The 24,738-nt window shown below is 57.8% G+C and carries 21 protein-coding genes and 1 pseudogene; 15 read left to right on the forward strand and 7 right to left on the reverse strand.

Annotated elements, in window-relative coordinates; translation table 11 throughout:
* Position 1: 1 nt before the first annotated feature.
* The gene (locus RAE07_RS07125; protein ID WP_301732859.1) at positions 2 to 634 is read left to right on the forward strand and encodes an MOSC domain-containing protein; all 633 of its coding nucleotides are present in this window, start codon (positions 2 to 4) and stop codon (positions 632 to 634) included.
* A 168-nt stretch (positions 635 to 802) separates the two neighbouring features.
* On the opposite strand, the gene RAE07_RS07130 is transcribed toward RAE07_RS07125, so the two are convergent.
* Together RAE07_RS07130 and RAE07_RS07135 are read right to left on the reverse strand one after the other, a co-directional pair.
* Entirely contained in the window at positions 803 to 2,014 is a 1,212-nt protein-coding gene (locus RAE07_RS07130; protein ID WP_317001634.1) for an MFS transporter, read from the reverse strand.
* 328 nt (positions 2,015 to 2,342) lie between these two features.
* The gene (locus tag RAE07_RS07135) at positions 2,343 to 3,818 is read right to left on the reverse strand and encodes an NAD-dependent succinate-semialdehyde dehydrogenase (RefSeq protein ID WP_317001635.1); all 1,476 of its coding nucleotides are present in this window, start codon (positions 3,816 to 3,818) and stop codon (positions 2,343 to 2,345) included.
* A gap of 338 nt (positions 3,819 to 4,156) precedes the next feature.
* Between RAE07_RS07135 and RAE07_RS07140 the strand changes: the two genes are divergently transcribed.
* Genes RAE07_RS07140 through trpA form a run of 6 tightly spaced genes read left to right on the forward strand, consistent with a single transcriptional unit; the run spans position 4,157 to position 10,845 of the window.
* Positions 4,157 to 5,674, forward strand: coding sequence for an anthranilate synthase component 1 (locus tag RAE07_RS07140; RefSeq protein WP_317001636.1), 1,518 nt, complete (start codon positions 4,157 to 4,159; stop codon positions 5,672 to 5,674).
* Positions 5,671 to 6,318, forward strand: a complete 648-nt coding sequence (locus tag RAE07_RS07145; RefSeq protein ID WP_317001637.1) for an anthranilate synthase component II — start codon at positions 5,671 to 5,673, stop codon at positions 6,316 to 6,318. Before RAE07_RS07140 ends, RAE07_RS07145 begins: the two co-directional genes overlap by 4 nt.
* Before the next feature lies 1 nt (position 6,319).
* Complete coding sequence (gene trpD / locus RAE07_RS07150; protein ID WP_023020167.1) at positions 6,320 to 7,354, forward strand: anthranilate phosphoribosyltransferase; 1,035 nt, start codon at positions 6,320 to 6,322, stop codon at positions 7,352 to 7,354.
* On the forward strand, positions 7,354 to 8,760 hold the full coding sequence (gene trpCF, locus RAE07_RS07155; RefSeq protein ID WP_248100255.1) for a bifunctional indole-3-glycerol-phosphate synthase TrpC/phosphoribosylanthranilate isomerase TrpF: 1,407 nt from the start codon (positions 7,354 to 7,356) through the stop codon (positions 8,758 to 8,760). Before trpD ends, trpCF begins: the two co-directional genes overlap by 1 nt.
* Positions 8,761 to 8,773: 13 nt before the next feature.
* On the forward strand, positions 8,774 to 9,979 hold the full coding sequence (trpB, locus tag RAE07_RS07160; protein WP_317001638.1) for a tryptophan synthase subunit beta: 1,206 nt from the start codon (positions 8,774 to 8,776) through the stop codon (positions 9,977 to 9,979).
* Positions 9,979 to 10,845 carry a tryptophan synthase subunit alpha gene (trpA, locus tag RAE07_RS07165; protein WP_317001639.1) on the forward strand — a complete coding sequence of 289 codons (867 nt, stop codon included), beginning with the start codon at positions 9,979 to 9,981 and terminating at the stop codon, positions 10,843 to 10,845. Before trpB ends, trpA begins: the two co-directional genes overlap by 1 nt.
* Before the next feature lie 68 nt (positions 10,846 to 10,913).
* On the opposite strand, the gene RAE07_RS07170 is transcribed toward trpA, so the two are convergent.
* On the reverse strand, positions 10,914 to 12,125 hold the full coding sequence (locus RAE07_RS07170) for a dicarboxylate/amino acid:cation symporter (RefSeq protein WP_023020171.1): 1,212 nt from the start codon (positions 12,123 to 12,125) through the stop codon (positions 10,914 to 10,916).
* Positions 12,126 to 12,317: 192 nt separating this feature from the next.
* On the opposite strand from RAE07_RS07170, the gene RAE07_RS07175 reads away from it, so the two are divergent.
* The 5 genes from RAE07_RS07175 to RAE07_RS07195 all read left to right on the forward strand — a co-directional run bounded on the left by RAE07_RS07175 (position 12,318) and on the right by RAE07_RS07195 (position 15,190).
* Complete coding sequence (locus tag RAE07_RS07175) at positions 12,318 to 12,788, forward strand: SdpI family protein (protein ID WP_200288498.1); 471 nt, start codon at positions 12,318 to 12,320, stop codon at positions 12,786 to 12,788.
* Positions 12,789 to 13,126: 338 nt separating this feature from the next.
* Positions 13,127 to 13,348, forward strand: coding sequence for a hypothetical protein (locus RAE07_RS07180; protein WP_200288497.1), 222 nt, complete (start codon positions 13,127 to 13,129; stop codon positions 13,346 to 13,348).
* 85 nt (positions 13,349 to 13,433) lie between these two features.
* A complete protein-coding gene (locus RAE07_RS07185; protein ID WP_049359108.1) occupies positions 13,434 to 13,799 on the forward strand; it encodes a Rieske (2Fe-2S) protein in 366 nt (121 codons plus the stop codon).
* A 101-nt stretch (positions 13,800 to 13,900) separates the two neighbouring features.
* Complete coding sequence (locus RAE07_RS07190) at positions 13,901 to 14,866, forward strand: bile acid:sodium symporter family protein (protein WP_259825468.1); 966 nt, start codon at positions 13,901 to 13,903, stop codon at positions 14,864 to 14,866.
* A 15-nt stretch (positions 14,867 to 14,881) separates the two neighbouring features.
* The gene (locus tag RAE07_RS07195) at positions 14,882 to 15,190 is read left to right on the forward strand and encodes a hypothetical protein (RefSeq protein ID WP_284836039.1); all 309 of its coding nucleotides are present in this window, start codon (positions 14,882 to 14,884) and stop codon (positions 15,188 to 15,190) included.
* A 16-nt stretch (positions 15,191 to 15,206) separates the two neighbouring features.
* Here RAE07_RS07195 and RAE07_RS07200 read toward each other — a convergent pair whose 3' ends face one another.
* The 4 genes from RAE07_RS07200 to RAE07_RS07215 are packed head-to-tail and all read right to left on the reverse strand — an operon-like array spanning position 15,207 to position 18,327.
* Positions 15,207 to 15,539, reverse strand: a complete 333-nt coding sequence (locus tag RAE07_RS07200) for a branched-chain amino acid transport AzlD family protein (protein ID WP_200288494.1) — start codon at positions 15,537 to 15,539, stop codon at positions 15,207 to 15,209.
* Positions 15,539 to 16,255: an AzlC family ABC transporter permease gene (locus tag RAE07_RS07205; protein WP_284836038.1), complete on the reverse strand. Its 717-nt coding sequence runs from the start codon at positions 16,253 to 16,255 to the stop codon at positions 15,539 to 15,541. The genes RAE07_RS07200 and RAE07_RS07205 overlap by 1 nt, the downstream gene beginning before the upstream one ends.
* 39 nt (positions 16,256 to 16,294) lie before the next feature.
* The gene (locus RAE07_RS07210; protein WP_284836037.1) at positions 16,295 to 16,891 is read right to left on the reverse strand and encodes a YqgE/AlgH family protein; all 597 of its coding nucleotides are present in this window, start codon (positions 16,889 to 16,891) and stop codon (positions 16,295 to 16,297) included.
* On the reverse strand, positions 16,891 to 18,327 hold the full coding sequence (locus tag RAE07_RS07215; RefSeq protein ID WP_248100264.1) for a CCA tRNA nucleotidyltransferase: 1,437 nt from the start codon (positions 18,325 to 18,327) through the stop codon (positions 16,891 to 16,893). The genes RAE07_RS07210 and RAE07_RS07215 overlap by 1 nt, the downstream gene beginning before the upstream one ends.
* A gap of 43 nt (positions 18,328 to 18,370) precedes the next feature.
* On the opposite strand from RAE07_RS07215, the pseudogene RAE07_RS07220 reads away from it, so the two are divergent.
* The 3 genes and pseudogenes from RAE07_RS07220 to murJ form a co-directional block, all read left to right on the forward strand.
* Positions 18,371 to 19,009, forward strand: a pseudogene (locus RAE07_RS07220) (NUDIX hydrolase); the annotation flags it as partial.
* The gene (locus RAE07_RS07225; protein ID WP_317001640.1) at positions 19,009 to 21,204 is read left to right on the forward strand and encodes a DUF6049 family protein; all 2,196 of its coding nucleotides are present in this window, start codon (positions 19,009 to 19,011) and stop codon (positions 21,202 to 21,204) included. The pseudogene RAE07_RS07220 and the gene RAE07_RS07225, both read left to right, overlap by 1 nt.
* Before the next feature lie 18 nt (positions 21,205 to 21,222).
* Entirely contained in the window at positions 21,223 to 24,651 is a 3,429-nt protein-coding gene (gene murJ, locus RAE07_RS07230; RefSeq protein WP_317001641.1) for a murein biosynthesis integral membrane protein MurJ, read from the forward strand.
* Positions 24,652 to 24,738: the final 87 nt, after the last annotated feature.

Here is a 24,738-nt window from a genome sequence, read left to right on the forward strand (position 1 = left end):
CATGCAGGTCATTTCCACCAATGTCGCCGTCCGCCGGCCAGACCCGAGCGGGCGGCACGAGTTTTCGGGCATCGACAAGCAGCCGCAATCCTTCATCGATGTGGCCGCGCCCGGCCCCCATTATGGCGATGGTTCCGGCGTGCGCGGCGATATAATTGGTGACACCCAACATCATGGCGGCAATGATAAAGCCATCTACGCCTACGCCCGCGAAGAGTTGGACTACTGGCAATCCGAGCTTTCCCGCCCGCTGGCGTCTGGCTGCTTTGGTGAAAACCTCACCACCCAAGGCGTCGACCTGTCCGCTCTACTCATTAACCAACGCCTAAGAATCGGCACCGCTGTACTTGAGGTATCCGTTCCCCGCCAACCCTGTTCCACCTTTGCCGGCTGGCTAGGGGAGCGCGGGTGGCTCAAGCGTTGGACCGCCCGTGGCGATTGCGGTACTTATCTGCGCATTATTTCCCCCGGCCGCATCCAACCCGGCGACAGCATCACGATGGATACGCCACCCAACCATGACATCACTATGCGCATCGCCTTTGCCGCCAAAATGGGCAACCGTACTCTTGCCCAGCGCGTTATCGAGGCCGGCTGCCTGCCCGCGCACCAGCACAACGATCTTCGCAGCTAGCCCTATAACGTAAGCCCCCTGGGGCTAGTTTTCAGTCCCTACGCTACGCACCGCACCCTACATCCATATCCTCAAGCGACGATCCCCAGGTGCGCCTAAAGTAAAAGCACACCAGCCTCGATGGCTGGTGTGCTTTTACTGCTTCAGGCAAACAGGGGAGTAACTGTATTACTTACTCTCGTCAAAGTGTAGATGGTGCCCCTTGGCCTTGGGGAAGCGACCGTGCACAAAGAAGTAGTAGATGGCTGCGATGACTACGAGGGCCGCAAGGATGAGGTACATGGTGTCAAAGCCGGTTGCCCCAACAATGGGGCCTAGGCCGAACGGAGCCAGGCCAATGCCTAGGTCCATCAGGAGGAACATGGTGGAGATACCCGCGCCCATCTGTGCGGTGGGTACCGAGCGCACAGAGATGGCCTGGCAGGCGGGGCTGAGGGTGCCGAAACCCAGACCGGTGCAGGCGCCTGCAACCACCAGCATGACGTCGTTGGTGGGGAAGGCCATGAGGAGCAGAGCGATAATAAAGGCTGCAAGGCCGAGGTACATCACGGCGTTATCGCCCTTATGGTCTTGGATGCGGCCCAAAACAAAGCGCATGATAAGCATGGTTACCGCATAACCAATAAAGAATAGGCCTGCGCCAGTCACAAGGTCTTCCTTGCGCGCATAAGCGTTGAGATAAGTAACCACACCGGAGTAGGCGATTCCGACCAACAACATAAACAGGCCGATGGGAACCACGTTGGGGTGCACGGCATTGCGCAAAGTAAAGGCCGGCTTCTCGGCGGAAACTTCAGCTGGGTAGCGCAGTACCAAGGCCAGGACCAAAGACACGACATTAGCGCCTAGCGCTACAGCAAAGAGCGTGTTGTAGCCAATGTTATTAGCCAAGAAGAGGCCGAGTGCTGGGCCGAAGGCCGTTGCCAAGGTAGTACCGAGGGCGAAGTAGCCAGTACCCTCCGCGCGGCGCTCGTGCGGAATGACGGACTGTGCCACTGCCATAAGCGCGGTGGAGGTCAAAGCGTAACCCGTGCCGTGCAGGAAACGGACAATGATAAGAACGGCGACGTTCTGTGCAAAAAAATACGCCATAGCAACAACTGTGACGAAGACTAGAGAGGTCAGGGCGGCCTTCTTGTGGCCTACGCGGTCCACGAGCCAGCCCGAGAATACGCGCATACACGTCGCGCCCAGAACAAAGGCGCTGGAGGCAAAACCACCCACGGTATCCGATGCCCCGAAGCTCTCTACCGCGTAGAGGGCCATGGTGGTCACGGACAAGTAGAAGACCAAAAACTGACAGAAATTAGCCACCCACGCGAGAACGAACGTGGGTGTAATCAGCTGCGGCTTAGCCGCTGCAGATTCAGTAGACGTCATATACTCACTCCAAATAACAAAAAGAAAATTCCCTCTCCACGAGCAGGCCATGAGGCCACGCTGCGCAGTCGAAGGAAATACGAATTAAATTATACGGAGAGGAACTATACGCCCCTCAAGCTTCAATGGTTAATCAAAAGACTCTCTTGGTCTTGTTCGGCCTCACTTTTTGCAGCCCAATGCAAACAATATTGACGGTTTGAGCAGGATAAATGCTTTAGTTCGGGAAAACGGGCTCATTTTTAATGAATGTTTACATTATTAAGCCGCAGCCGGGCCCCGAAAGGGAGCCCGGCTGGCCTGTGTGTCTTTTCAGACGCTTGCGTTTCTAAACATTGACATAAGGGTCACGGATGCCCAGGTATTGAACTGAGGTATATTCCTCAATACCTTCGGCGCCACCTTCGCGGCCCAAACCGGATTGCTTGACGCCGCCGAATGGGGCAGCGGCGTTGGAGATGACACCGGCATTGAATCCCATCAGGCCAAATTCGAGACCATCGGCCACGCGCCACAGGCGGTCTGAGTTTTCCGTAAAAACATAGGACGCAAGACCATATTCCGTCTCGTTTGCTAACTCTAGGGCTTCCGCCTCCTCGCTGAAGGTAAAGATAGGTGCAACCGGGCCGAAAATTTCCTCCTGGGCCACGCGGGTTTCACGTGAAACATTGCTCAAGATCGTGGGGGCATAAAAGTGACCCTCACCTTCGCCACGCTTGCCACCGGTAACAACGGTGGCGCCCTTTTCCACTGCGTCATCCACTAAGGCGGCAATATTGTCGAGCGCCTTGGCCTCAATGAGGGGACCGCAGGTAACGCCTTCGTCCAGGCCATTGCCCACGACGAGCTTGTTAAACTCCGCCGCCAACTTCTGCGTAAACTCTTCCGCCACGGACTCGTGCACTATGAAACGGTTGGCCGCAGTGCAGGCCTCACCAATATTGCGCATCTTCGCACCCATGGCCCCTGCTACGGCCTGATCGATATCCGCATCCTCAAAGACGATGAACGGAGCATTGCCGCCCAGCTCCATGGAGGTGCGCAGCACATTATCCGCGGCACCCTTCAGTAGAGTCTTGCCCACTGGGGTGGAGCCGGTGAAGGAAAGCTTGCGCAGGCGATCGTCGGCAAGCAAAGGCTCCGAAATGGCTGAGGCAGAGCTTCCGGAAACCACATTGAGCACGCCCTTGGGCAGGCCGGCATCGAGCATGGTTTGCGCAAAGTACTGCGTAGTCAGTGGGGTGAGCTTGGCCGGTTTCAGAACCATGGTGCAGCCTGCCGCAACAGCAGGCGCCACCTTGCGCGTGGCCATCGCGAGGGGAAAGTTCCATGGGGTAATTAGCAGGCATGGCCCGACCGGCTTGCGGCGTGTGACCATACGCAAAGTGCCCTCCGGAACGGGGGAATAGCGGCCATAATCGCGCGTTGCCTCTTCGCTAAACCAGCGCAGGTACTCAGCACCATAGGTGACCTCACCTTGAGACTCGGCAAAAGGCTTTCCCATTTCAAGTGTCATCAGCGTCGCGAACTCATCGGCGCGCTCGTGTACCAGCTCGAAGGCCCGGCGGAGGATATTCGCCCGCTCGCGCGCGGTGGTTCGTGCCCACTCATCTTGCACCGCACAAGCAGCATCTAGAGCGGCTACCGCATCAGCGGAATTAGCAGAATCGAGCGTAGCAATGGTCTCTCCGGTGGCGGGATTTTCCACCGTGAAAGTCTCGCCGGAAGATGCCTTTCGCCACTCGCCTCCAATCAAAAGTTGGGTAGGAACCTTTGCCACTACCTCATTAGGACTCATAGTCATTTACATCACCTTTCTTCCCTTTGTTAATGCACCCAACAGTACCCCACTCGTTTCTTTAAAGTCTTTAAAGTCCCGAATACGGCTTCTTCTGCGAGAAAGCCAGCTCGGGCTGTGAGAATATTTATCGGCAATATCTTCCGAGTTATAGAAATTTGGGTTAAAGTAGCTGCCATGAAGAACATGACTACTGCTTGGTGGTGGCGCGCGTAACCCGCGGGCCATCTTTCGCAAGCTATTTTCAGGCTCGCATTCTGCGGGCCTTTTGGCGTTTTTGTGCCTGTGCTCGTGGAAGTTTAATTTTCGTTTCCCATACCCACCCTCTCCGAAAGGGCACTGCAATGCCATACACGGCTACCCGCGACATACCCTACGACAGCGATGCGGCCGCCACATTTGACGCGCTCGCGCAACCGCACGACTCCCTGTTGCTCGAAAGCGCAGACATCGAGACTAAGAAAAACCTCAACTGTCTCGCCATCCTCAAGGCAGCACTCAGAGTCACGTGCCATGGCCACAGGGTGGAGGTGCGGGCCCTCACCAACGCGGGGGAGGTGCTCCTTCCTCCTCTCCGAGACCGGTTCCGCCACCGCCTAGTTTCACGTGAAACTACTACCGCTGTATTCGAATTCCCGCCTTCTGCCGAACCCGACGAGCGGCAGCGACTCCTTGCTGAATCAACCGCTGACATTCTGCGATTCTTCCAATTAGAGGCCACCTATTCCTCTCCGCTACTACCATTTCTAGGGGGCGGGTTCGCTTATGACTACCTGGCCACCTTCGAAGATCTCCCCGAGGTTAAACCGGGGCCGAATTCCTACCCAGACTATGAGGTCTTGGTGGCTCAAACGGTCCTGGAGGTAGACCACCTGCAAAGAACTGCGCGCCTAGAGGGCTGGGATATCGACGAAGACCACCTTAAAGCGGAACTTGATTCCCTAGCCACGCGGCCGGAGACCCCACGCCCCACGGCACCACAGAGAAGCAAGATCCGTGCGGTGGCTGATGCGGATGACGCAACGTTTCGCGCAGACGTGGAAAAGCTCCAACGCAAGATTCACGCCGGCGATATCTACCAAGTAGTGCCCGCGCGTTCCTTCGCGCTGGAATGTCCAAGCGCCCTCGCGGCCTACCGGACGTTACGAGACACTAACCCTTCGCCCTATATGTTTTACGTTCGTGGCGACGGCTATGAGCTATTTGGCGCGTCGCCAGAATCCAATCTCAGGTTCACGCCGGAAGATAGGGGAGTGCAGCTCTATCCCATCGCTGGCACTCGGCCGCGCGGGCTGCGCCCGGATGGGAGCATCAGCCATGAGCTTGATATCCGCAATGAATTAGAGATGCGTACTGACCACAAAGAGATTGCGGAACACACGATGCTGGTAGACCTAGCACGCAATGATCTCGCGCGGGTGGCCGTTCCTCGTAGCCGCCAGGTGGCAGAGCTATTGCAGGTGGACCGCTACTCCCGTGTGATGCATTTGGTCTCCCGAGTCACGGCGAAGCTCCACTCAGATTTCGATGCGCTCGATGCCTATCGAGCCTGTATGAACATGGGCACCCTGACGGGTGCGCCCAAGCTTCGTGCCACCGAGCTGGTGCGGCAAACGGAAGGGACACGCCGCGGATCCTACGGCGGGGCAGTAGGTTACTTGCGCGGCGATGGCGCCATGGATAACTGCATTGTCATCCGCTCCGCCTACGTCCAAGACGGCACCGCAGTAGTGCAAGCCGGTGCCGGTGTTGTCAAAGATTCCGTCCCACAGGCCGAGGCCGATGAAACGGTGCATAAGGCCTACGCCGTGCTCAATGCCATTGCCGTAGCACACGGTGCCGACTTGGAGGTGCAGCGATGAGTTCGCCACACATTGTCCTTCTGGATAACCACGATTCTTTTGTCTATAACCTCGTCGATGCCCTAGCTGGGTTCGATACCACAGTATTTCGTAACACCGTTGCGGTCGATGAAGTATTGGGGGCGCGGCCCGACGTAATTGTGCTTTCCCCCGGCCCCGGCCATCCACGGTCGGCCGGCTGCATGATGGAGCTTATCGACGCCACCCTGGGCACCACTCCCATTCTCGGCGTCTGCCTCGGCTTCCAAGCGCTTCTTGAATACCACGGTGGGGCAGTTGCGCCCTGCGGCCCGGTACACGGGAAATCCGTTCCGATGACTCTCACGCCAGCCGGGGTTCAGCATCCCGTATTCCAAGGGCTTGCCACCGATACCGAACCTGATCAACCAAATAGTCTCGGCACACAGATTCCGGTGGCACGCTACCACTCGCTCGGCTGTACGGATATCCCGCAAGAGATGCGCTGCCTAGCACACACTTCCTCAGATATCGGCGAAGTAGTGATGGCCGCGGAGACAAAAGACGGTATGGGGCTAGGTCTGCAATTCCACCCAGAATCCGTCCTCACACCCACTGGCCCCGTAATGCTCCAACGCTGCATTCACCAACTATCTACCCACACCACTATGGAGAAGGAAAACTAAAATGAGCCGAACACCACTGCGGACCTTTCAGGCCTATCTAAGCAATCCACAACCCACCATCGAAGAAGCCACGGAGGTATTTACCCCCTTGGCCGTGGGTGCCTACGACGATATCCATATCGCGGCATTGCTCGCTCATATCCGGGCTCGGGGCGAGACTTTCGCGGACGTTGCCGGCGCCGCCAAGGCTTTCTTAAAGGTGGGCTATCCCTTCCCCATCACCGGAAAAGGCCTTATGGATTCGGCCGGCACTGGGGGCGATGGCGCAAATACCATCAATATCACGACGGGGGCCTCGCTCGTCGCCGCTGCAGGGGGAGTGAAGATGATCAAGCACGGCAACCGCTCGGTCTCTTCCAAGTCCGGATCTGCGGATGTACTCGAGGCTCTTAATATCCCGCTCGACTTAGACGCCGCCCGAGCGGTCCGCCAATTTGAGGCCTCGAACTTTACGTTTCTTTTCGCCCCCGCCTACAACCCAGCCATCGCCCACGTCCAACCGGTGCGCAAGGCACTGGGCATCTCAACCATATTTAATACCCTCGGCCCGCTCTTGTCCCCAGGACACCCATCACTCCAAATCATGGGCATTGCAAACCCAGATCAAGGCCAACTCATTGCAGAGGTCTTTCGAGAACTTGGCCGCGAGCGCGCCTTAGTCGTCCATGGAGCCGGCACGGATGAGATTGCCACTCATGGCACCACGCAGGCTTGGGAGCTCAGGAACGGCGACATTATCACCTACCAGCTCACCCCTGAAGAGCTCGGTATCGAGCGCCACGAGCTCGCGGAGCTTGCCGGTGGGGATGGCGCTGCAAATGCCTTAGCCCTCCGCGCGGTATTTGCCGGCCGAGGTAAGCCCGCACACGTGGACGCCATCGCTGCCACCGCCGGAGCCATGTTTTACCTCAACGGGACCACGAGGAGTATCGCAGCAGGAGTCTCTCACGCTAAGGATCTGATTAATAGCGGCGCTGTCGAAAAGTGGCTCCATATCCACGAAAGCGCCAACTATGCGGTAGGGGAGAAGAACTAATGACGGCGAAGGAATTGCCAACCGTGCTACAAGAGATCGTCGCCCAGCGCCGCACTCATCTGCCGGCCATTCGCGACAGGTTGTCCTACGTGGACCTCGCTAGCGTACCGCCTTCGGAGCGTTCGCTTGTCGAAGCCCTCGATGGCACCAATCGCTTCATCATGGAATGTAAGTCTGCCTCGCCATCCCTGGGGTTGATTCGCGCGGACTACCGTCCGGGCGATATCGCTCGCATCTACTCACGCTATGCCTCCGCCATTTCGGTGCTGTGCGAGCCTGCGCGCTTTGGCGGCGACTATGACCATCTGCAAACCGTCGCCCAATCTACCCACCTGCCGGTGCTGTGCAAAGACTTCATTGTTGACCCCATTCAGGTTTACGCCGCGCGACACTACGGAGCCGATGCCATCTTGCTCATGATGTCCATCGTGGATGATGACACCTACGTTAAACTCAAGGCGCTGGCTGATGAACTGGGGTTAGACGTCCTGACTGAAGCCATCACCGAGGAAGAGGTGGAACGAGCGCTGCAATTAGGTGGCGACATCATCGGTATCAATAACCGCAACCTCCACGATCTCAGCATCGACCTAGAACGAACCGAGCGCCTCGCTAGCCATATCCCTGAAGGAAAAACGATCGTCTCGGAATCCGGAATCCGCGACAATGCCACCGTCCGCCGGCTGGGCTCTCACGTGCACGCATTCCTTGTAGGCTCACAACTCAGCCGCCAAGAGGATATCGATCGCGCCGCTCGCGATCTTGTCTACGGTGGCAATAAAGTATGCGGGCTTAACTCTGCCTCCGCTGCGCAAGCGGCGCGTGCTGCAGGGGCCCGCTACGGAGGACTTATCTTCGTACGGGAATCGCCGCGCACAGTTTCACGTGAAACCGCGCGTGACATCATCTCCGCAGAGCCGGGTCTGGACTACGTGGCCGTGACACGTTCTTCGGATATCGAAGAGCTACAGAGACTTTCTGAGCTCCCAGGACTCAAGGCACTTCAGCTCCACACCCCATTCCAAGGAAGTGGGGAAGCGGAAAGAGAATTCCTACGCCAGGTACGCAGCGTCGCGGGCGGATTATCCGTCTGGCGTGCCGTCGATATGCTCAGCCCCGATTTCGCAGGACTGGCAACTGACCTTGTCCCAGAAGTAGAAGCGCTAGTCCTGGACTCCGGAAGCGGCGGGTCAGGAAGCTCATTCGAGTGGAGCACTATCCCCCCTGAAGTTAAGGATAAATCCTTCCTCGCCGGTGGCCTCCGGTTAGACAACCTCGAAGAGGCTCTGTCGATCGGCACGATGGGGCTCGATCTCAATTCGGGTCTAGAGTACGCACCCGGCCGCAAGGATTCCTCGCTTGTGTCCCAAGCCTTCCACATCATCCGACGCTATACACACCCATAGAAAGGACACGATCATGACCGTTTCACGTGAAACACTCCTTCCAGCATACTTTGGTGAATTCGGTGGACAGTTCGTCCCAGAATCCCTTATCCCCGCCCTCGACCAACTTGAGAAGGCTTTTGTAGAAGCACAGAATGACCCGTCCTTTCGCGAAGAGCTCAGCGGCCTTCTGCGTGACTACCTTGGCCGGCCCACGCCACTGACAGAGGTAAAAAATTTAGGCGGTAAGGCGAGGATCTTCCTCAAACGTGAGGACCTCGTACACGGTGGCGCGCACAAGACGAACCAAGTCCTCGGACAGGCCCTCCTCGCCAAACGTATGGGAAAGACTCGCATCATTGCAGAAACGGGAGCGGGCCAGCACGGCACCGCCACCGCACTGGCTTGCGCACTCTTAGGGCTCGAGTGTGTGGTCTATATGGGGGCAAAAGACGTCGCGCGGCAGCAGCCCAATGTCTTCCGTATGGAGCTAATGAACGCGAAAGTCGTAGCCGTTGATACCGGGTCCGGAACGCTTAAGGACGCGGTGAATGAAGCGCTCCGCGATTGGACCGCTACGTTCCATGAATCCCACTATCTCCTCGGCACTGCGGCTGGGCCACACCCTTTCCCGACTATCGTCCGGGAGTTCCATAAGGTCATTTCCGAAGAAGCTAAGCAGCAGATGCTTGAGCGTACCGGCGGCCTGCCGGATGTAGTCGTCGCCTGTGTCGGAGGCGGTTCCAATGCAATCGGTATGTTCGCAGACTTCATTGCGGAGGAAAAAGTGGAACTCGTCGGCACTGAACCGGGCGGTGAAGGACTGGACTCCGGCAAGCACGGTGCCACCATCAACAACGGGACCGTAGGAATACTCCACGGCGCACGCAGCTACCTCATGAGGAACGCAGACGGCCAAGTGGAAGAGTCATACTCCATTTCCGCCGGACTCGACTACCCGGGAGTCGGTCCACAGCATGCTTACCTTCACTCCAGCGGCCGAGCACAATACGTTGGCATTACAGACGCCGAGGCATTGGAAGCGTTCCAACTGCTATCCCAGCGGGAAGGGATCATTCCCGCCCTTGAGTCTTCCCATGCTCTTGCTTATGCCTTGAAACGGAAGGATGAGGACATCACCATTGTGGTCTCTTTGTCTGGTCGCGGCGATAAAGATATCGACCATGTTCGCCGCGCACTTGAGGCCCACCCAGAATTTAAACTGCAGGAGAAGCACTAATGAGCAATCGATACGAGAACCTATTCCGATCACTGCGCGAAAGGGGAGAGGGCGCGTTCGTCCCCTTCCTCATGTTGGGCGATCCCACCCCGGAGGACACGCTGGACATTGTACGAACCGTTGTCGCGGCCGGTGCAGATGCACTAGAACTTGGCGTCCCATTTTCTGATCCCGTGGCCGATGGACCGACCATTCAGGCGTCTCACCTTAGGGCGCTAGCGGCTGGCGCCACCGTAGATTCCGCTCTAGAACAGGTGCGGACGATTCGCTCAGAATTCCCTGAGCTTCCCATTGGCATGTTGATCTATGGCAACGTGGCTTTCACGCGCGGCTCCGAGCGCCTCTATTCCGAATTCGCTAAGGCAGGCGCGGATAGCATCTTGCTTCCCGACGTCCCCGTACGCGAAGGCGCTCCATTCATCGCTGCAGCAGAAAAGGCCGGTATAGATCCGATCTTCATCGCCCCGGCTCGTGCCACCGCGAGCACCCTCGAAGGCGTCGCTCACAGCTCGCGGGGTTATATCTATGCCATTTCGCGCGACGGTGTGACAGGTACCGAAAGAGAATCTAAAACCATCGGGCTTGAAGAAGTCGTAGCAAACATCAATAGATTCGATGGCCCGCCGGTACTGCTCGGCTTCGGCATTTCAGCACCCGAGCATGTGCGCGATGCCGTGGCAGCCGGAGCGGAGGGGGCTATTACTGGCTCGGCCATTACTAAAATCGTTGATCGCCACGTTTCACGTGAAACCGCTGCAGAGCGGACCCAAATCGAAGGGACCTCAGGCCGCGCTCGCGTGGACCCCGCGCTGCACAAAGAACTCGCTAAGTTTGTCACCCGCATGAAGGCGGCGACCCGAAAATAGTCCCACAACGCATTAAACCCCTCGTCAGCTCTCGACAGCTGAACGAGGGGTGTGGTTTTGGTGAGCCTCTACGCGGTTGCTTCTGCAGATTCCTCTTCGGAGGGGTCATTCTTGTCGCCTGCGAATTTGTCTACGATCATCGCAATAGCACCGTCGCCGGTGACATTGGCGGCAGTGCCGACCGAGTCGATGGCAATGTAGGCGGCGATCATGAGCGCCACCATGCCATCATCAAAGCCCATCATGTCTGCCAGAAGGCCGGCCGCCACCATGACGGCACCGCCCGGAACGCCCGGAGCAGCAATCATCATGATTCCCAACAAGAAGATGAAGCCAAGTCCGGTACCGGTGCTAATATCAAGGTTTGCCATATACACGATTGCGAAGGCATAGAGCGTCAGCTTAATCATCGAACCGGACAAGTGGATGGTCGCGCACAGCGGGATAACAAAGCTTGCCACCGGCTTTGAAATGCCATTCTTAAGCGTAGACTCCAAGGACACTGGGATAGTCGCGGCAGAAGAGGAGGTTCCCAAAGCCGTGAAATAAGCCGGCAGCATATTGCGAAGCGCCTTGAAGGGATTCTTCCCGGTAATCGCACCAGCAATGATGTATTGCAAGACCAAGTAAACCAGGGTCATGACAACCGCCAAAATCAAAACCTTGGCAAAGGCCGAAAGTACCGAGCCCAGATTGCCATTCATGCCCAATCCCAAGAACATGCCAAAGATATAGAAGGGCAAAATCGGCACAACAAAGCCCCAGATTACCTTAACTACTACGTTCTCCAATTCCTTGGTGACAGCATACAAAGTATCGGACTTCACGGTAGTCATAGCTACACCAATGCAGAACGACAACAAGAGGGCAGTCATAACCTCAAAAGGCGGCGCCATCTCCACCTCGAAGTAGGGAGAGAGTGCACCCTCATCAATATCGGAGACATTAGTAATCAGATTCTGACCACTAAGCATGGTGGGGTAGAGCCAGTGGGCAAGCACATAGGCAAGAAGACCGGCGACAATAGTGGAGCCATAGGAAATCCCCGCTGTAACCCCCAGCCACTTACCGGCACCACGCCCGAGACCCGCAATGGACGGAGCGATCAGCGCGAAAATAAGGACCGGGATAAAGAAGTTGAGGAAGTTGCTAAATAGTCCATTGAAGGTGGCGAATACGCGACCAAACCATTCTGGCGCGAATCGGCTGACCACCACGCCAAAGATGATGGCAACGATAATGCGGAACAACAAAGATTCCGAGAGTTTCTTGAGATTCATTTACTTACAATCAGATCGGGTGCTCTACCTCTAGGACTAAACGACCGAGGCGAAACAGCGCAGTGCGGAGGCCAAGGTCGATTCAATATCTATCAATCGACCTTAAATGCATACTACCTGAGCGCACACAGCGACAGAACACTCGGCCTAGGCGCAATTTTTATCTCAGCACTACAAGGCTAAACTGAATACATGATCGCAGTGGGAATCATCTTCTTCATCCTCGCCGTCTTCCTCATCGTTGTAGGTACCATGGCCTCAACCAAGCGCCTACCCGGAAATAACTACATTGGCTTGCGACTGCAAGAAATCCGCAAGTCTCGCGAAGCGTGGGATAACGCCCATCGCATCGCTGGTCCATTCTGGATCCTCAGCGGTGTCTGCCTAATTTTCGGTGGAATCGTCGCGCTTAGCGCTGAGGGCTGGATGTGGCTCCTTCCGGTTCTTACCTTTGTGGCGGCAGTTCTCGCCCTATCTGTAGGTTCCAACCTCGGCTCGCGTGCCGCGTTCCTCTACGAACAGGCACACGCTAGTGAAGAAGGTTGTGGGGATTCCTGCAATTGTGGCTCCGACGGTTGCGGTGGGGAAGAGGCTGCCGCGGCTTCTACACCGCAGGTCGATGTCGACGCACTCCGTCACGCCGCACGAGAATCTGACAGATAGCAGCGCCTGCTGCACAACCGCCCCCCTCTGGATAAGAATTACGCCTCATCCAGAGGGGGAATTTTTGTAGCTATTTCCTCTCGCTTGAATAGCTCATTGGATGTTTCCCGACAGTCACAGTGACGTTATAGGTCAGGCTCGTTACATCTTCTTGTTCCGTCACTTACGATATCCCGTCACTCTTTCAATATATTGGTCACTTCAACGCTAGGCTTCGTTAATAATTGGATTACCGTACTTTTCGCCTTACTGCCAATAACGATGGAGATTGCGTAAAGCTTTCGGGGAACCCAGAAAGTAAAGAGCATCAGAGGCCTCCGCTGGGCAAAATGATACATATGAAGAAAAGCACCGCCCTCGCAGCCATCGCCGCTTCGACCTTTGTCATTGGCGCTTATAACGAGCAAGGCCACAAAGAGCCGACATCCACACCGGTAGCGGAGGGACAGCAGTCGACCCATAGCATCGTCGATGATTTAGGCATTGAATCTGGCACCTATGAACTCACTCCTACGCCCACTGGCTCCCCTGAAACATGGGAGGGCTATCTGGTTAGTTAACTCCTGTGTTTCACGTGAAACTCTAAATTCGATCAGCTACTCGGCTGAGTCACAATGCACCACCATCACCAGCTAGACTAAGGGCATGAATAAGTGCTCTCGCCGAATCTTCTTGCTCGGTACCGCTACCACCTTCGCAGGTGCCTACTTGGCAGCCTGTGGCTCTTCTCCGTCCGCGGAAATCGCAGCTACGGAAATTCCGGTCGGATCCGCGAAGATTGTAGATGGCGTCATTTTTACTCAGCCGAAAGAAGGTGAGTTCAAGGCCTATTCCCAGACCTGTCCGCACCAGCACAATCCGATCACCAAGATCGATGGCATGACGGCCACCTGCACCGCACATAACACCTCCTATGACCTCAGCGATGGAAGCGTAATATCCGGACCGGGCCGCGACCCCTTGGAAGGATACGAAGTTAAGCAAGACGGCTCTAATGTCACTACAGCCTAGGGTGCATTCCTCCCTCTGTGGTTTCACGTGAAACCACAGAGGGCATATTTTTGGCCCGAGTATTTCCGGGAAGAAGGAGCGGTAGGGTTTAAACTTTTAGAATGCTGCAGAGTTTAAAGAAGCCCGACCCCCTCATAGTGCTCATCATCTTGGCGGTCATCCTTGCGGTCATTGCACCAGCCCGTGGGGATTTTGCCGAGACATTCGGCCAGTTAACAAATGTTGCGATCGCTTTCCTCTTCTTTTTGTACGGCGCTAGGCTCTCCACTCAAGAGGCCCTCAATGGGCTTAAGCATTGGCGCCTACACCTAACGATCCTGGCCTTCACCTTTGTGGTCTACCCGCTAATAGGTATAGCGCTACGACCGCTTACCGCTTTCATTTCGCACGATATGTACCTGGGGATCTTGTTTCTCACGCTGGTGCCGTCCACCGTGCAATCTTCGGTTGCTTTCACTTCCATCGCGAAGGGGAACGTCGCCGGCGCAATCGTGTCAGCATCTACTTCTAACTTGGTCGGAGTATTTATTACCCCTTCGCTGGTTATGCTCCTCATGGGTACCGGGGGAGGAGTCCACATCGACACTTCCGTATTTGGAGAAATCGCGCTCTTGCTGCTGGCTCCCTTTATCCTGGGTCAGCTGACTCGGCGCTGGGTTGGCAAATTCGCCCAAAGCAAGGCCACCAAAGTGGTAGACCGCGGCTCCATTGCCATGGTGGTGTATTCTGCCTTTTCCAAAGGCGTAGTAGACGGAATTTGGTCCTCCATCTCCATATGGGAGTTGGCCTTCCTTGTCGCCTTCGCAGCGATCTTCGTTGCTTTCATGCTGTGGCTCACCAAGAAGGTAAGTGAAAAATTGGGATTCAAGCGCGCCGATACAGTCGCAATCGAGTTCTGTGGATCGAAGAAGTCACTAGCCACGGGCCTACCCATGGCCTCGGTTATCTTTGCTTCTGGGGGAACGTCTCTTGGTCTACTTATCCTGCCGTTGATGATTTACCACCAGGTCCAGTTAATGATGTGTTCGTGGCTGGCATCCCGCTACGCCCAGCGTGCCACCACGTAGCTACACTTAGGTCCTATGGGGAAATTTCTATACGTACGAACTGAACTAACCGTGCCCGGCGTAGGCTCGGCCATCCATATGGCGGAAATGGAGGAGCAAGATGCGCGCAGCTGTCGAATGGTCCGCATGATCGCCCTCGATCCCTCAGATGCCATAGTTGGTGTGGCTACCCCGACCAGTTCCACGGGAAACGTAGATCAGCCGCAGGAGGTTATCCCACACCCGGATACCTACGATGAGTTTCCAGACATTAGCGCCAAATACGTGGACCAATCTCATTTCGACGCCCTATGGTCCGAAGCTACCGCCAAGTTCGGCCTTTAGCGTCGAAACACGATGCCTACAAGACAACGTTAACGAGGAGCATATAAAAAGCGGTTCCTCCGAAGATGGACAGCGCTGATTCACGCTTCCACAGGTGGAGCAGGAAGGTTACCACCACGCCGAGGAGAGCCGCCCAGATGCCCCCAGGGGCACCTGCCTGCCCGTAGACGGTATAAACCACCAAAATGGTCATCACACCTACAGGCATCATCATGCCCAGCAATGAAAAGAACTGGCTATCCTTCATCCATTTCACAAAGGAAAAGGGAAGCTGGCGCAGCACAATGGTAATAAGGCCGACTGGGACCAACACCGTGGCGATGGAAGCAAGCGTAACTCCAGCGGGCATTAGCGTTCCTCCCGGAATCTCGTAGACTCGCCGCGGCTACGCAAGCCAATAGCGGCATCGATGCGGGGAGATGCGTAGCGGATAATAAGCAGAATGAAGTAGGCACTCAGCCCCACCATGAGCAGTTGTCCTGGGGCGAAGACTGCAGCAAGGATTCCCACCACCACAGCACTTAACGGCAATGAAAAGTCCTGGTTACTGCGGAAGGAATCCATTGCAAGCACGACAAAAAGGGCAACCAGAGCGAATTCCATTCCCTGCACGGAAGAGGGAATCACTCGGCCGGCGAGGGCACCGACGATGCCGCCGCCTACCCACAAGACCTGACAAAAGATTTGGATGGTGAGTATTCGGTTCCCACTCGGGCGCTCCTCGGCGGGGAGGGAGGAGACGATGGCATAGGTTTCGTCGGTAAGCGCATATGTGGAATAAGCCCGGCCCACCCGTGAATGAATGCGGTGCCGGGGAAAGGTGAGGCCATAGAAAATATGGCGGAAGTTCACCATGAATCCGGTAAGCAACGAAGCAAAGGCGGAAGCCCCACCAGTAACCATGGAAATGGCCAAGAATTCCATAGAGCCGGCGTAGATGACGAGGGAGAAAATCGGCGTCCACCACCAGCTGAAACCGGATTGGACCATGAGTAGGCCGAGGGGAATAAGGCCGATCGCGGCGACCCAGGTATCTCTTAATCCTTGAGAAATATCCGGGCGCATGCGGGCTAGTCTAGCCCATTGCCTGCAGCGCGATAGGAATTAATTGTCTTCCACGTTGACTGGATATGTGGAATAGAGAGGCAACGGCATGGGCTGACGTTTCATAACATCGGCCCAGAGATCGGCCGGACCTGGAGTAATAACGTCTTGGGCAAGGGCAGGGGAGACGAACCATTCGCCGGCCTCGATTTCCTCCTCCAACTGGCCCGGGCCCCATTCGGCATAGCCGGCAAACATACGCATGCCAGAAACTAGGGGCTCGATCTCTTCTGGGTCCGCGCGCAGATCCACATGTGCCAGGCGCGGTGCGAGGCGGGTGAGCCGATCTTGCTTGTCCACATCGACGCCCTGTTTAGTCTGCGCGAGCCCAACAACGGATTGTTGGTTGAGCGGACCGCCGATATACAGCGCCTGCGGTTTAGCCACCACGGGAAGCCATTCCGGCAGCACATTGAAAATAGCTACCTCAGAGCGCTTGGTCAGATCCACGCCGAAGGTCATAATGTCATTGTGCTCAATGACGAGGATGACGGAGCGGGCGAATTCCGGCGAAAGCATGCCCGGAGCAGCGATAAGAAGCTGGCCGGGGGCGGGGTCATTGCGCTCGAGGGCGTTAAATAATCTATCGGCAAACATCACTGTTTAGAATCCCACCACTCGCGCAACTTCGCAATCGCTTCCTCGCGCTCGAGGGGGCCGTGCTCTAGGCGCAGCTCCTTGAGATAAGACCATGCCTGGCCCACCTCAGGGCCGGGCTGAAGACCGAGGATTTCCATAATCTCGTTGCCGTCAAGGTCCGGACGCACGCGAGCCAGGTCCTCCTTGCGGCCGATCTCTTCGATGCGCTCCTCAAGCTGATCATAGGTGCGCTGGAGTCGACGGGCCTTTTTAGCATTGCGGGTGGTGCAATCGGCGCGCACCAGCTTATGCAGACGGGGGAGGAGATTTCCGGCGTCGGTGACATAGCGGCGCACGGCAGAATCGGTCCACTGATTTTCCCCGAACCCGTGGAAGCGCATGTGCAGGTACACCAGCTGGCCGATGGCCTCCGTGGTGGCCTTGGGGTACTTCAACTTGCGCAGGCGCTTGCGGGCAAGCTTGGCGCCCACCACCTCGTGGTGGTGAAAGGAGACCTTGCCATCGGTGTTATCAAAGGTATCCGGTTTGCCAATATCGTGTAGAAGCGCCGCCCAGCGCAGGACAAGGTCTGGGCCATCTTCTTCTTGGTCCATGGCCTGACTTAGCACCTTCAGCGAGTGAGCATAAACGTCCTTGTGCTGCGCGTGTTCATCCGCGGTCATACGCAGTGCGGGGATCTCCGGAAAGATATAGTCCGCAATTCCGGTGGAAACCAGCAGGTCAATGCCGTCCCACGGTGCAGTGCCGCAGATAAGCTTATCCAGCTCCACCTGTACGCGCTCTACGGTGATGCGCTGGATCTCGCCGGCCATATCCCGCATGGCATCTACCACCCGATCGGCCACGCGAAATTCCAGCTGGGACGCAAAACGCGCCGCCCGCAGCATGCGGAGCGGATCATCGTGGAAGGAGATTTCCGGCTTGTCCGGGGTATCGAGCACCCGGTCGGCCACATCCTGGAGGCCGTGGAGGGGATCGTGGAAGGTAAAAGAGGCGTCGGCAAGCAGCTCGATGGCCATCGCATTGACCTTAAAGTCACGCCGCACTAGGTCACCTTCCAAGGTGTCACCATAGACCACCTCAGGGTTGCGGGACTGGCCATCATAAGAATCGGAACGGAAGGTGGTGATCTCAATCTGCTGACCCTTATAGGCCGCGGAGACGGTACCGAAGTCGATGCCGGTATCCCACACGGTCTCAGCCCACTCATCCAAGATCTCTTTAACCACGTCCGGGCCGGCCGGAGTGGTAAAGTCCAGGTCATTTCCCAAGCGGCCCAAAAGCGCATCGCGCACAGAGCCGCCCACAAGGTAGAGCGAATAGCCACGGGCGGCAAATTTCTCCACCAAACCGCCCAGCAGGTCGCTGAGGGAGGAGACGGTGGATTCCGCGCGGGCAAGAACGCCAATTAGCTGAGTGTCCTGAAAATTCACGGGTGAGAGTCTACTACGATTGGCAGGGATGACTAACCAAGAACAGGGCCCCTCTAAGGGAGGCGGCCGCAACCGTAACCGGTCCCGGCGCAGGCGGCGCCGCCGGCCGGATAATCGCGCGCGCCGCAGCACTCAGCAGCGCAGGCCCTACCGCGGTGGCAATGGCCAATCCACGGCCATGGAAACCCGCGATGAAACCTCCGCCGGCGGCCTTGTTGTCTCTGGTTTGGCGGAGTGTGTCGATGCCACTGGCCAGGTAGATCTTTCCCGGCTTTATGTGGCGCTCATCGGCCGCCTCGACCGTCGCGGACGCCTGCTGTGGTCCATGCCTAAAGGCCACGTAGAAAATGGCGAGGCCAAAGAAATCACCGCTGAGCGCGAGGTATGGGAAGAAACCGGCATTTCCGGTGAGGTTTTTGCAGACCTCGGCATGATTGATTATTGGTTCGTCTCTGATGGGGTGCGTATCCATAAGACAGTGCACCATCACTTGCTGCGCTTTGTAGACGGCATCATGAACGATGAGGATCCGGAGGTCACCGAGGTCGCATGGATTCCCGTCTCTGAACTCATCGAGCATTTGGCCTACGCCGACGAGCGCAAATTGGCGCGCATCGCGCATGATCTCCTTCCCGATCTCGCACGAAAGGAAGCCGCCGCGGGGAAAGTGACCCCACGGTAATGCGCCAACGCCTGAAGTCTTGGGCCGCCGTGGGCGGCTGCCTGGCGGTAGCGGGGTGGGGATTGTGCCTGCCGCTGCCAGAGGCCGCCGCGCAGATGGATTCGACTGCGGGAAAACAGCAGGATATCCAGGCATGGTTGGGCGCGCGCGGACCAGAGCGGGCCACTCTCGACCTCATCAAGGCCGAACCCTTCACCGTGGGCAAGGAACTGAAACTGACCTTCCAGGTGCACAATCCCACCGATGAAGCCATGGAAGACCTCCAGCTCACCAGCCGCCGCGGCGATGCCGTAGAGGGTACCGCGCAGGCCCGCACGCAGCTGGCCACCGGCGAATTCCCGTATTACGGCCCCAGCACCACCACCGCGCCCCTGCAGCCGGGTGAAACCCGGGAGGTTACCTTCCAGGTTCCCACCTCCTTACACGGCGAGCAGACCCTAGCCATCGAAGACGCCGGTGCCTATCCGCTGCTATTTACCCTCACCGGCACTGTCGGCGGCGAAGCGGTCAGCTTTGCGGAAGAACGCCTAATAGGCCAGGTGCAGGGAAAGAAACAGGCGCTTGGCGATGCCCCCTCGGAGCCCAAACCCCACGATCTCACCGTGGTCTATCCCATCAGCGCCGATATCGACTCGGTACCAGGCGGCGCTGGGGGAGAAGACCTTATTCTCGCCTCCGATGAGCTAGCCACCGAGCTGGCTGAGGGCGGCCGCCTCGATCGCTTGGTGAGCACCTATGCGGACCACGATCTGCGCGGGGCAGGCTGCGTAGCCATCGATCCCGCACTCTTGGACACGGTCAACCGCATGGCGGAGGGCTATAAGGTGGGTTCGTCCCGCCCGGCTCAGGCGGAGCGTCCTAAGCGCCTGCGTGATTCGTGGTTCAATAACAACGACGATGTGCACCTCGAACCCGGCACTGGCAAAGAGGATGCCGCCCGCTGGCTCAAGCGCCTGCGCGAACTCGATTGCTTTATGTCTATGCCGTGGGCAAACGCCAATGCTTCATCCGTGGCCAAGGCGAATAATCCCTTCCTTACCTACGAGGGGCTGCAGCGCGGCAACCACACCATCGAGCGAATTCTCGGCACCAAGCCAGCCACCTCTGTCCTCGCGGTTGGCTCCGGCTATGTGGATCAACAACTGCCCCTGCCCGCACTGGTGGCTGATAATACTTCGTGGCCCGGCCGCGCCGTGACTTTCGACGCCTCCCTGGGCGCCCTCCTCGCCCAAACCGGCTCCAAACCACAGACGGTGGGCTATTCCAACCCAGAGCTGCGCTACGACTACTCGCTCGATTCCGAACTTTCCCGCGCCATCACCGGCGGCGCCGCGTTGAGTTTAGCCGCTAGCGATGACACTGTGGCGCGTTTGCCCAATTACTTGGATCCCAGCGCCGCCGAATACGCGCTTGACTCCGCCGAAGCGCTCATCGATTCCGGCCAGTCCCATGCGCGTACCGTCGGCAGCCTCAAGCAGGAAACCGCCGATCCGGGGTCACTGCCTGGCAGCCCCTTTAGTGATCCCGCCGCCTTCGCCGAATCCGATATCGTCCGCGTGGAGCAGCAGGCCCGCTATACCGATGAGCTGATGAATATCATGGTCGATGATCCAGATATCGCACTGACTCCCTATGAATTCGTCCTGCCTTTGCGCCGGGATTTGCTGGCCGCGCTCTCGCTGACCAACCGCGATAGCTTGGGCAGTAATGCTGAAGCGCGGCGAAGGTTCACCCACACGATGGATGTGCATTCGAATACTTTGCGCGATCTGCGATCTTCTGTGGCGCTTATCCCACCGGGCAATGTTTATACCCGCGTATCCGAGTCATCGCCGCTGCTCATCGTGGCAGAAAATGGGCTTCCGCTACCGGTGGAGGCCAAGCTGCAATACGATGCCCCCGATGGCGCGCGCCTCAACACGCCCAAGAGTGTCCGTATTCCGGCCAAGGGCTCTATTACTGTATCCATGACCGCCGATATGCCTAAGGACGTCGATCGCACAGACATTGGCCTGTGGCTTGCCACCCCAGAAAAGCAAACCATCTCGGAGCCGATCAGTATCGCTGTGCAAACGCGTGCCGGTATCGTAAGCGTGTATGGCGTCGGCATAGCCGGCGCTCTTGCGCTGGTCCTCGCCACTCTCTTCCGGCTAGGCCGCCATCGGCGCAAAAAATCACAAAGGCTTAAAAAGTAAGTTGAAGTTGTATCCTCTATGACTGATAAAACTGGCCGCGAGGCCGAACACGTGGAGAAGTCACCTGCGGGTGTAGTTGACCCGAAGGATGCCGCCGTGCCGGCAGAGCACCCCGCCCCAGCGGGTGCCCGCGGCCGCATCGTCCGCGCCTCTCCTCCCGCTCCGGTGCCAGAAAAGCGCCCCAAGCCCGCGGTGCAGGACACCACCGTTCCTCCCGAGGAGGACAAGTCCGCGCTCACTGGACGCAACGCGGAAAACGAATCATCCAATCAGGACGTCATCCGCGCGACGGGCACGATGGCCATCGCGACGCTGCTATCCCGCGTCACCGGCTTCCTGCGCCAGATGCTCATCGGCGCCACCCTCGGTGCCACGGTGGGCACCGCGTTTAGTAGCGCCAACCAGATCCCCAACCTCGTCACCGAGATCGTATTGGGTGCCGTGCTGACCTCTCTGGTCGTGCCCGTTCTCGTACGCGCCGAAAAAGAAGACACGGACCGAGGCGAGACCTTTGTCCGGCGGCTATTTACCCTGGCCTTTTCTATCCTGGGCATAGTCACCATCGCCTCCGTGGTGCTCGCACCCTTCTTAACGAGGATGATGCTGCCGGAAGATTCCAAGGCCAATGCCGTGCAGGCAACCTCCTTGGCCTTCTTATTGCTGCCGCAGATCCTCTTCTACGGCCTCTTCGCCCTCTTCCAGGCCGTTCTTAATACTAAGAATATCTTTGGTCCAGGTGCGTGGGCGCCGGTAGTCAACAACGTCATCTCCATTAGCGTGCTGCTGGCTTATCGCTTCCTGCCCGGCCAGCTCGACCCGCACGAGCCCACCCCGGTGGCCGATCCCCACGTCATGCTATTGGGCTTGGGCACCACCACGGCGGTGATGGTGCAATGCCTCATCTTGTTGCCGTACCTCAAAAAGGCCGGCATTAACCTGCGCCCCAAGTGGGGCTTGGATGCCCGCATCAAGCAATTCGGTGGCATGGCTCTGGCCATCATCACCTATGTGGCTATCTCCCAGTTGGGCTACGTGATCACCTCCCGCGTAGCCGCCTATGCGGATGCCGGCGCCCCACTGGTCTATCAGAATGCTTGGCTCATGCTGCAGGTGCCCTATGGCGTAATCGGCGTGACGCTGCTGACGGCCATCATGCCGCGCCTGTCCCGCAACGCCGCCGACGGCGATGTTGATGCCGTAGTCCGCGATCTGACCTTGGGCTCAAAGCTGACCTTCATCGCGCTTATCCCCATCGTCATTTTCATGACCGGCTTTGGTGTACCGATTGCCCGAGCCCTCTTCCAATACGGTGCCTACGGCGCCGAGAGCGCCGAGCAGCTTGGCCTGACCATCAGCTTCTCCGCCTTCACGCTCATCCCGTATGCCTTAGTGCTGCTGCACCTGCGCGTGTTCTATGCCCGCGAGGAAGCCTGGACGCCGACCTTCATCATCGCCGGCATCACGCTGACCAAGATCGTCCTTACGCTTTTGGCCCCGTTGATGACGTCCAACCCGGACCGCGTGGTGATTTTGCTCGGTACGGCCAATGGCTTTGGCTTCGTCTCCGGTGCGGTCATCGGTGGCTTCTTGCTCAAGCGCAAGCTCGGCAGCCTCGGCGGCAAAGCCGTCACGCAGACCGTGCTGTGGGCTTCTGGTGCCGGTCTCGTAGGCTTGGTTGTCTCCTGGGTGCTGTACTGGGGCGTGAATTACCTCCTTCCAGAGAATTTGCCCTCCATCGTCTCGCTGATCAAGGTCGCGGTGCTTGGAGTCATCTTCCTCATCGCCACCGGCCTGGTGCTCTCTAAGTCCTCCTTGCCGGAGGTCCAGAACCTGGCCCGCGCCTTGCAGCGCATCCCGGGCATGTCCCGCTTCATCAAGGTCGATTCCTCCAAGGCTATCGAGCTGGAGGAGCCCGACGTGCCGGAAATCCGGCCGGTATTCACCCAGGATGCCTTCAATGCCACCCTGGTACCGCCACCAATGTCCGCCGGTATCGTCCGCGGCCCACGCCTCGTGCCGGGCGCCCCGGTATCGGATGGTCGCTTCCGCTTGCTCCAAGATCACGGTGCGGTCACCGGTGCACAGTTCTGGCAAGCACGCGAGCAGTCCACCGGCCGCCTAGTCGCGTTGACGTTCGTCGATACCAATAGCCTGGCACCGATTGCGCCATCGACTCCGGGAGTTGCCGCCCGCCGCTCCGCCGAGATTTCGCGCAATACCCGCCGCCTTGCCGAGCTGGAGCTCGATACCGTGGCGGATAATATCCAAGTCCTGTCCTACCGCACGGGCTGCCTGGTGGTGGCGGATTGGTTCGAGGGCACCTCCCTCAAGCAGGTGGCTGAGGCCGATGACCTCGACCCCCATTCTGTGGCTCGTGCTACTGCGCCGCTATTTGCTGACGCCGCCGCTGCCCACGATGCCGGCCTCATCCTCGGAGTGGAACACCGCGACCGCTTCCGCGTCTCTACCGACGGTGTAGTCAAGGTGGCCTTCCCCGCCGTACTGGATGGCACCTCCGCCGCCACCGACCGCGAGGCTCTCAGCTCCGCCCTGGAGCTGCTCGTGGAGTCCACGGATCCTTCGCCGAAGAAGCTGCGCGATATTTCTGAAGATGCCAACCTCTCGGCCGACGAGGCCGCTCAGCGCGTCGAGGACGCACACTTTGCCCTCGATAATGCTGATGAGGACAGCCGCGAGGAAAAGATGGAACAGCTGCAGGAGGCAAAGGCGCTGACCTTAGCCGGCATCGCCCAGCGCCTGCACGACTTCGCACCGGAGGAACCGGAGGAAGCACCCGAGGCCTTGCCGGTAAAGGCAGAAGAAGAACCGGCCCAAGAGGATGACCCGGCCCAAGAGCCTGGCTTCGGCGGCCGTGGTTATTCCGGTTCCGGCGTCATCGTCATCGGTATCTTCGCCACCATCTTCGTCGTGGCAATGGCTGCGCTCACCACCTGGATCATGTCCTTGCTCAGCAATGTGGAGACGCCTAACCCAGTCAGCGAAACCATCCACGGCAGCACTGAAATTCCGGATGCCCCGCCGGTGCGTCTCCAGCCTTCCTCTGCGGTTACCATCCCTGATAACAAGGACGAAGCTGCGCTTATCGACGGCAAAACGGCCACCACCTGGTCCACCGAAGAGGAAGATACCGGCGTCCTCGTCACTGTGGATTCGCCAACGCACTTCGCAGTCTTGCCGGTGGTGCAATCCAATTCCACTGGGGCAAAGTACGCCGTCTATGGCGTTAACCGTGACCGCTTCAACCCAGAGAACCCACAGGCTGGCTCTCTGCACCAACTGGCAAGGGGCAAATTCAAAAACGGCAAGGAAGACATCGAGCTGGAGAAAACCCCTGAGCAATTCGATGGGCTGCTGCTCATGATCACCGAGCTACCCAAGTCCAATAAGGCAACCATCGCAGACATTGGGCTCGTCGGGCAGCCCTAGAAAAGCTCCTGTAGCTCAGACTTGATTCCTGGTCCATAAATAGACGGCCGAACTGAGGAAAACTCGCTTCAGTTCGGCCTCAATTCT

It is taken from the genome of Corynebacterium nasorum (assembly GCF_032821635.1).
GTDB classification, from domain to species: domain Bacteria; phylum Actinomycetota; class Actinomycetes; order Mycobacteriales; family Mycobacteriaceae; genus Corynebacterium; species Corynebacterium kefirresidentii.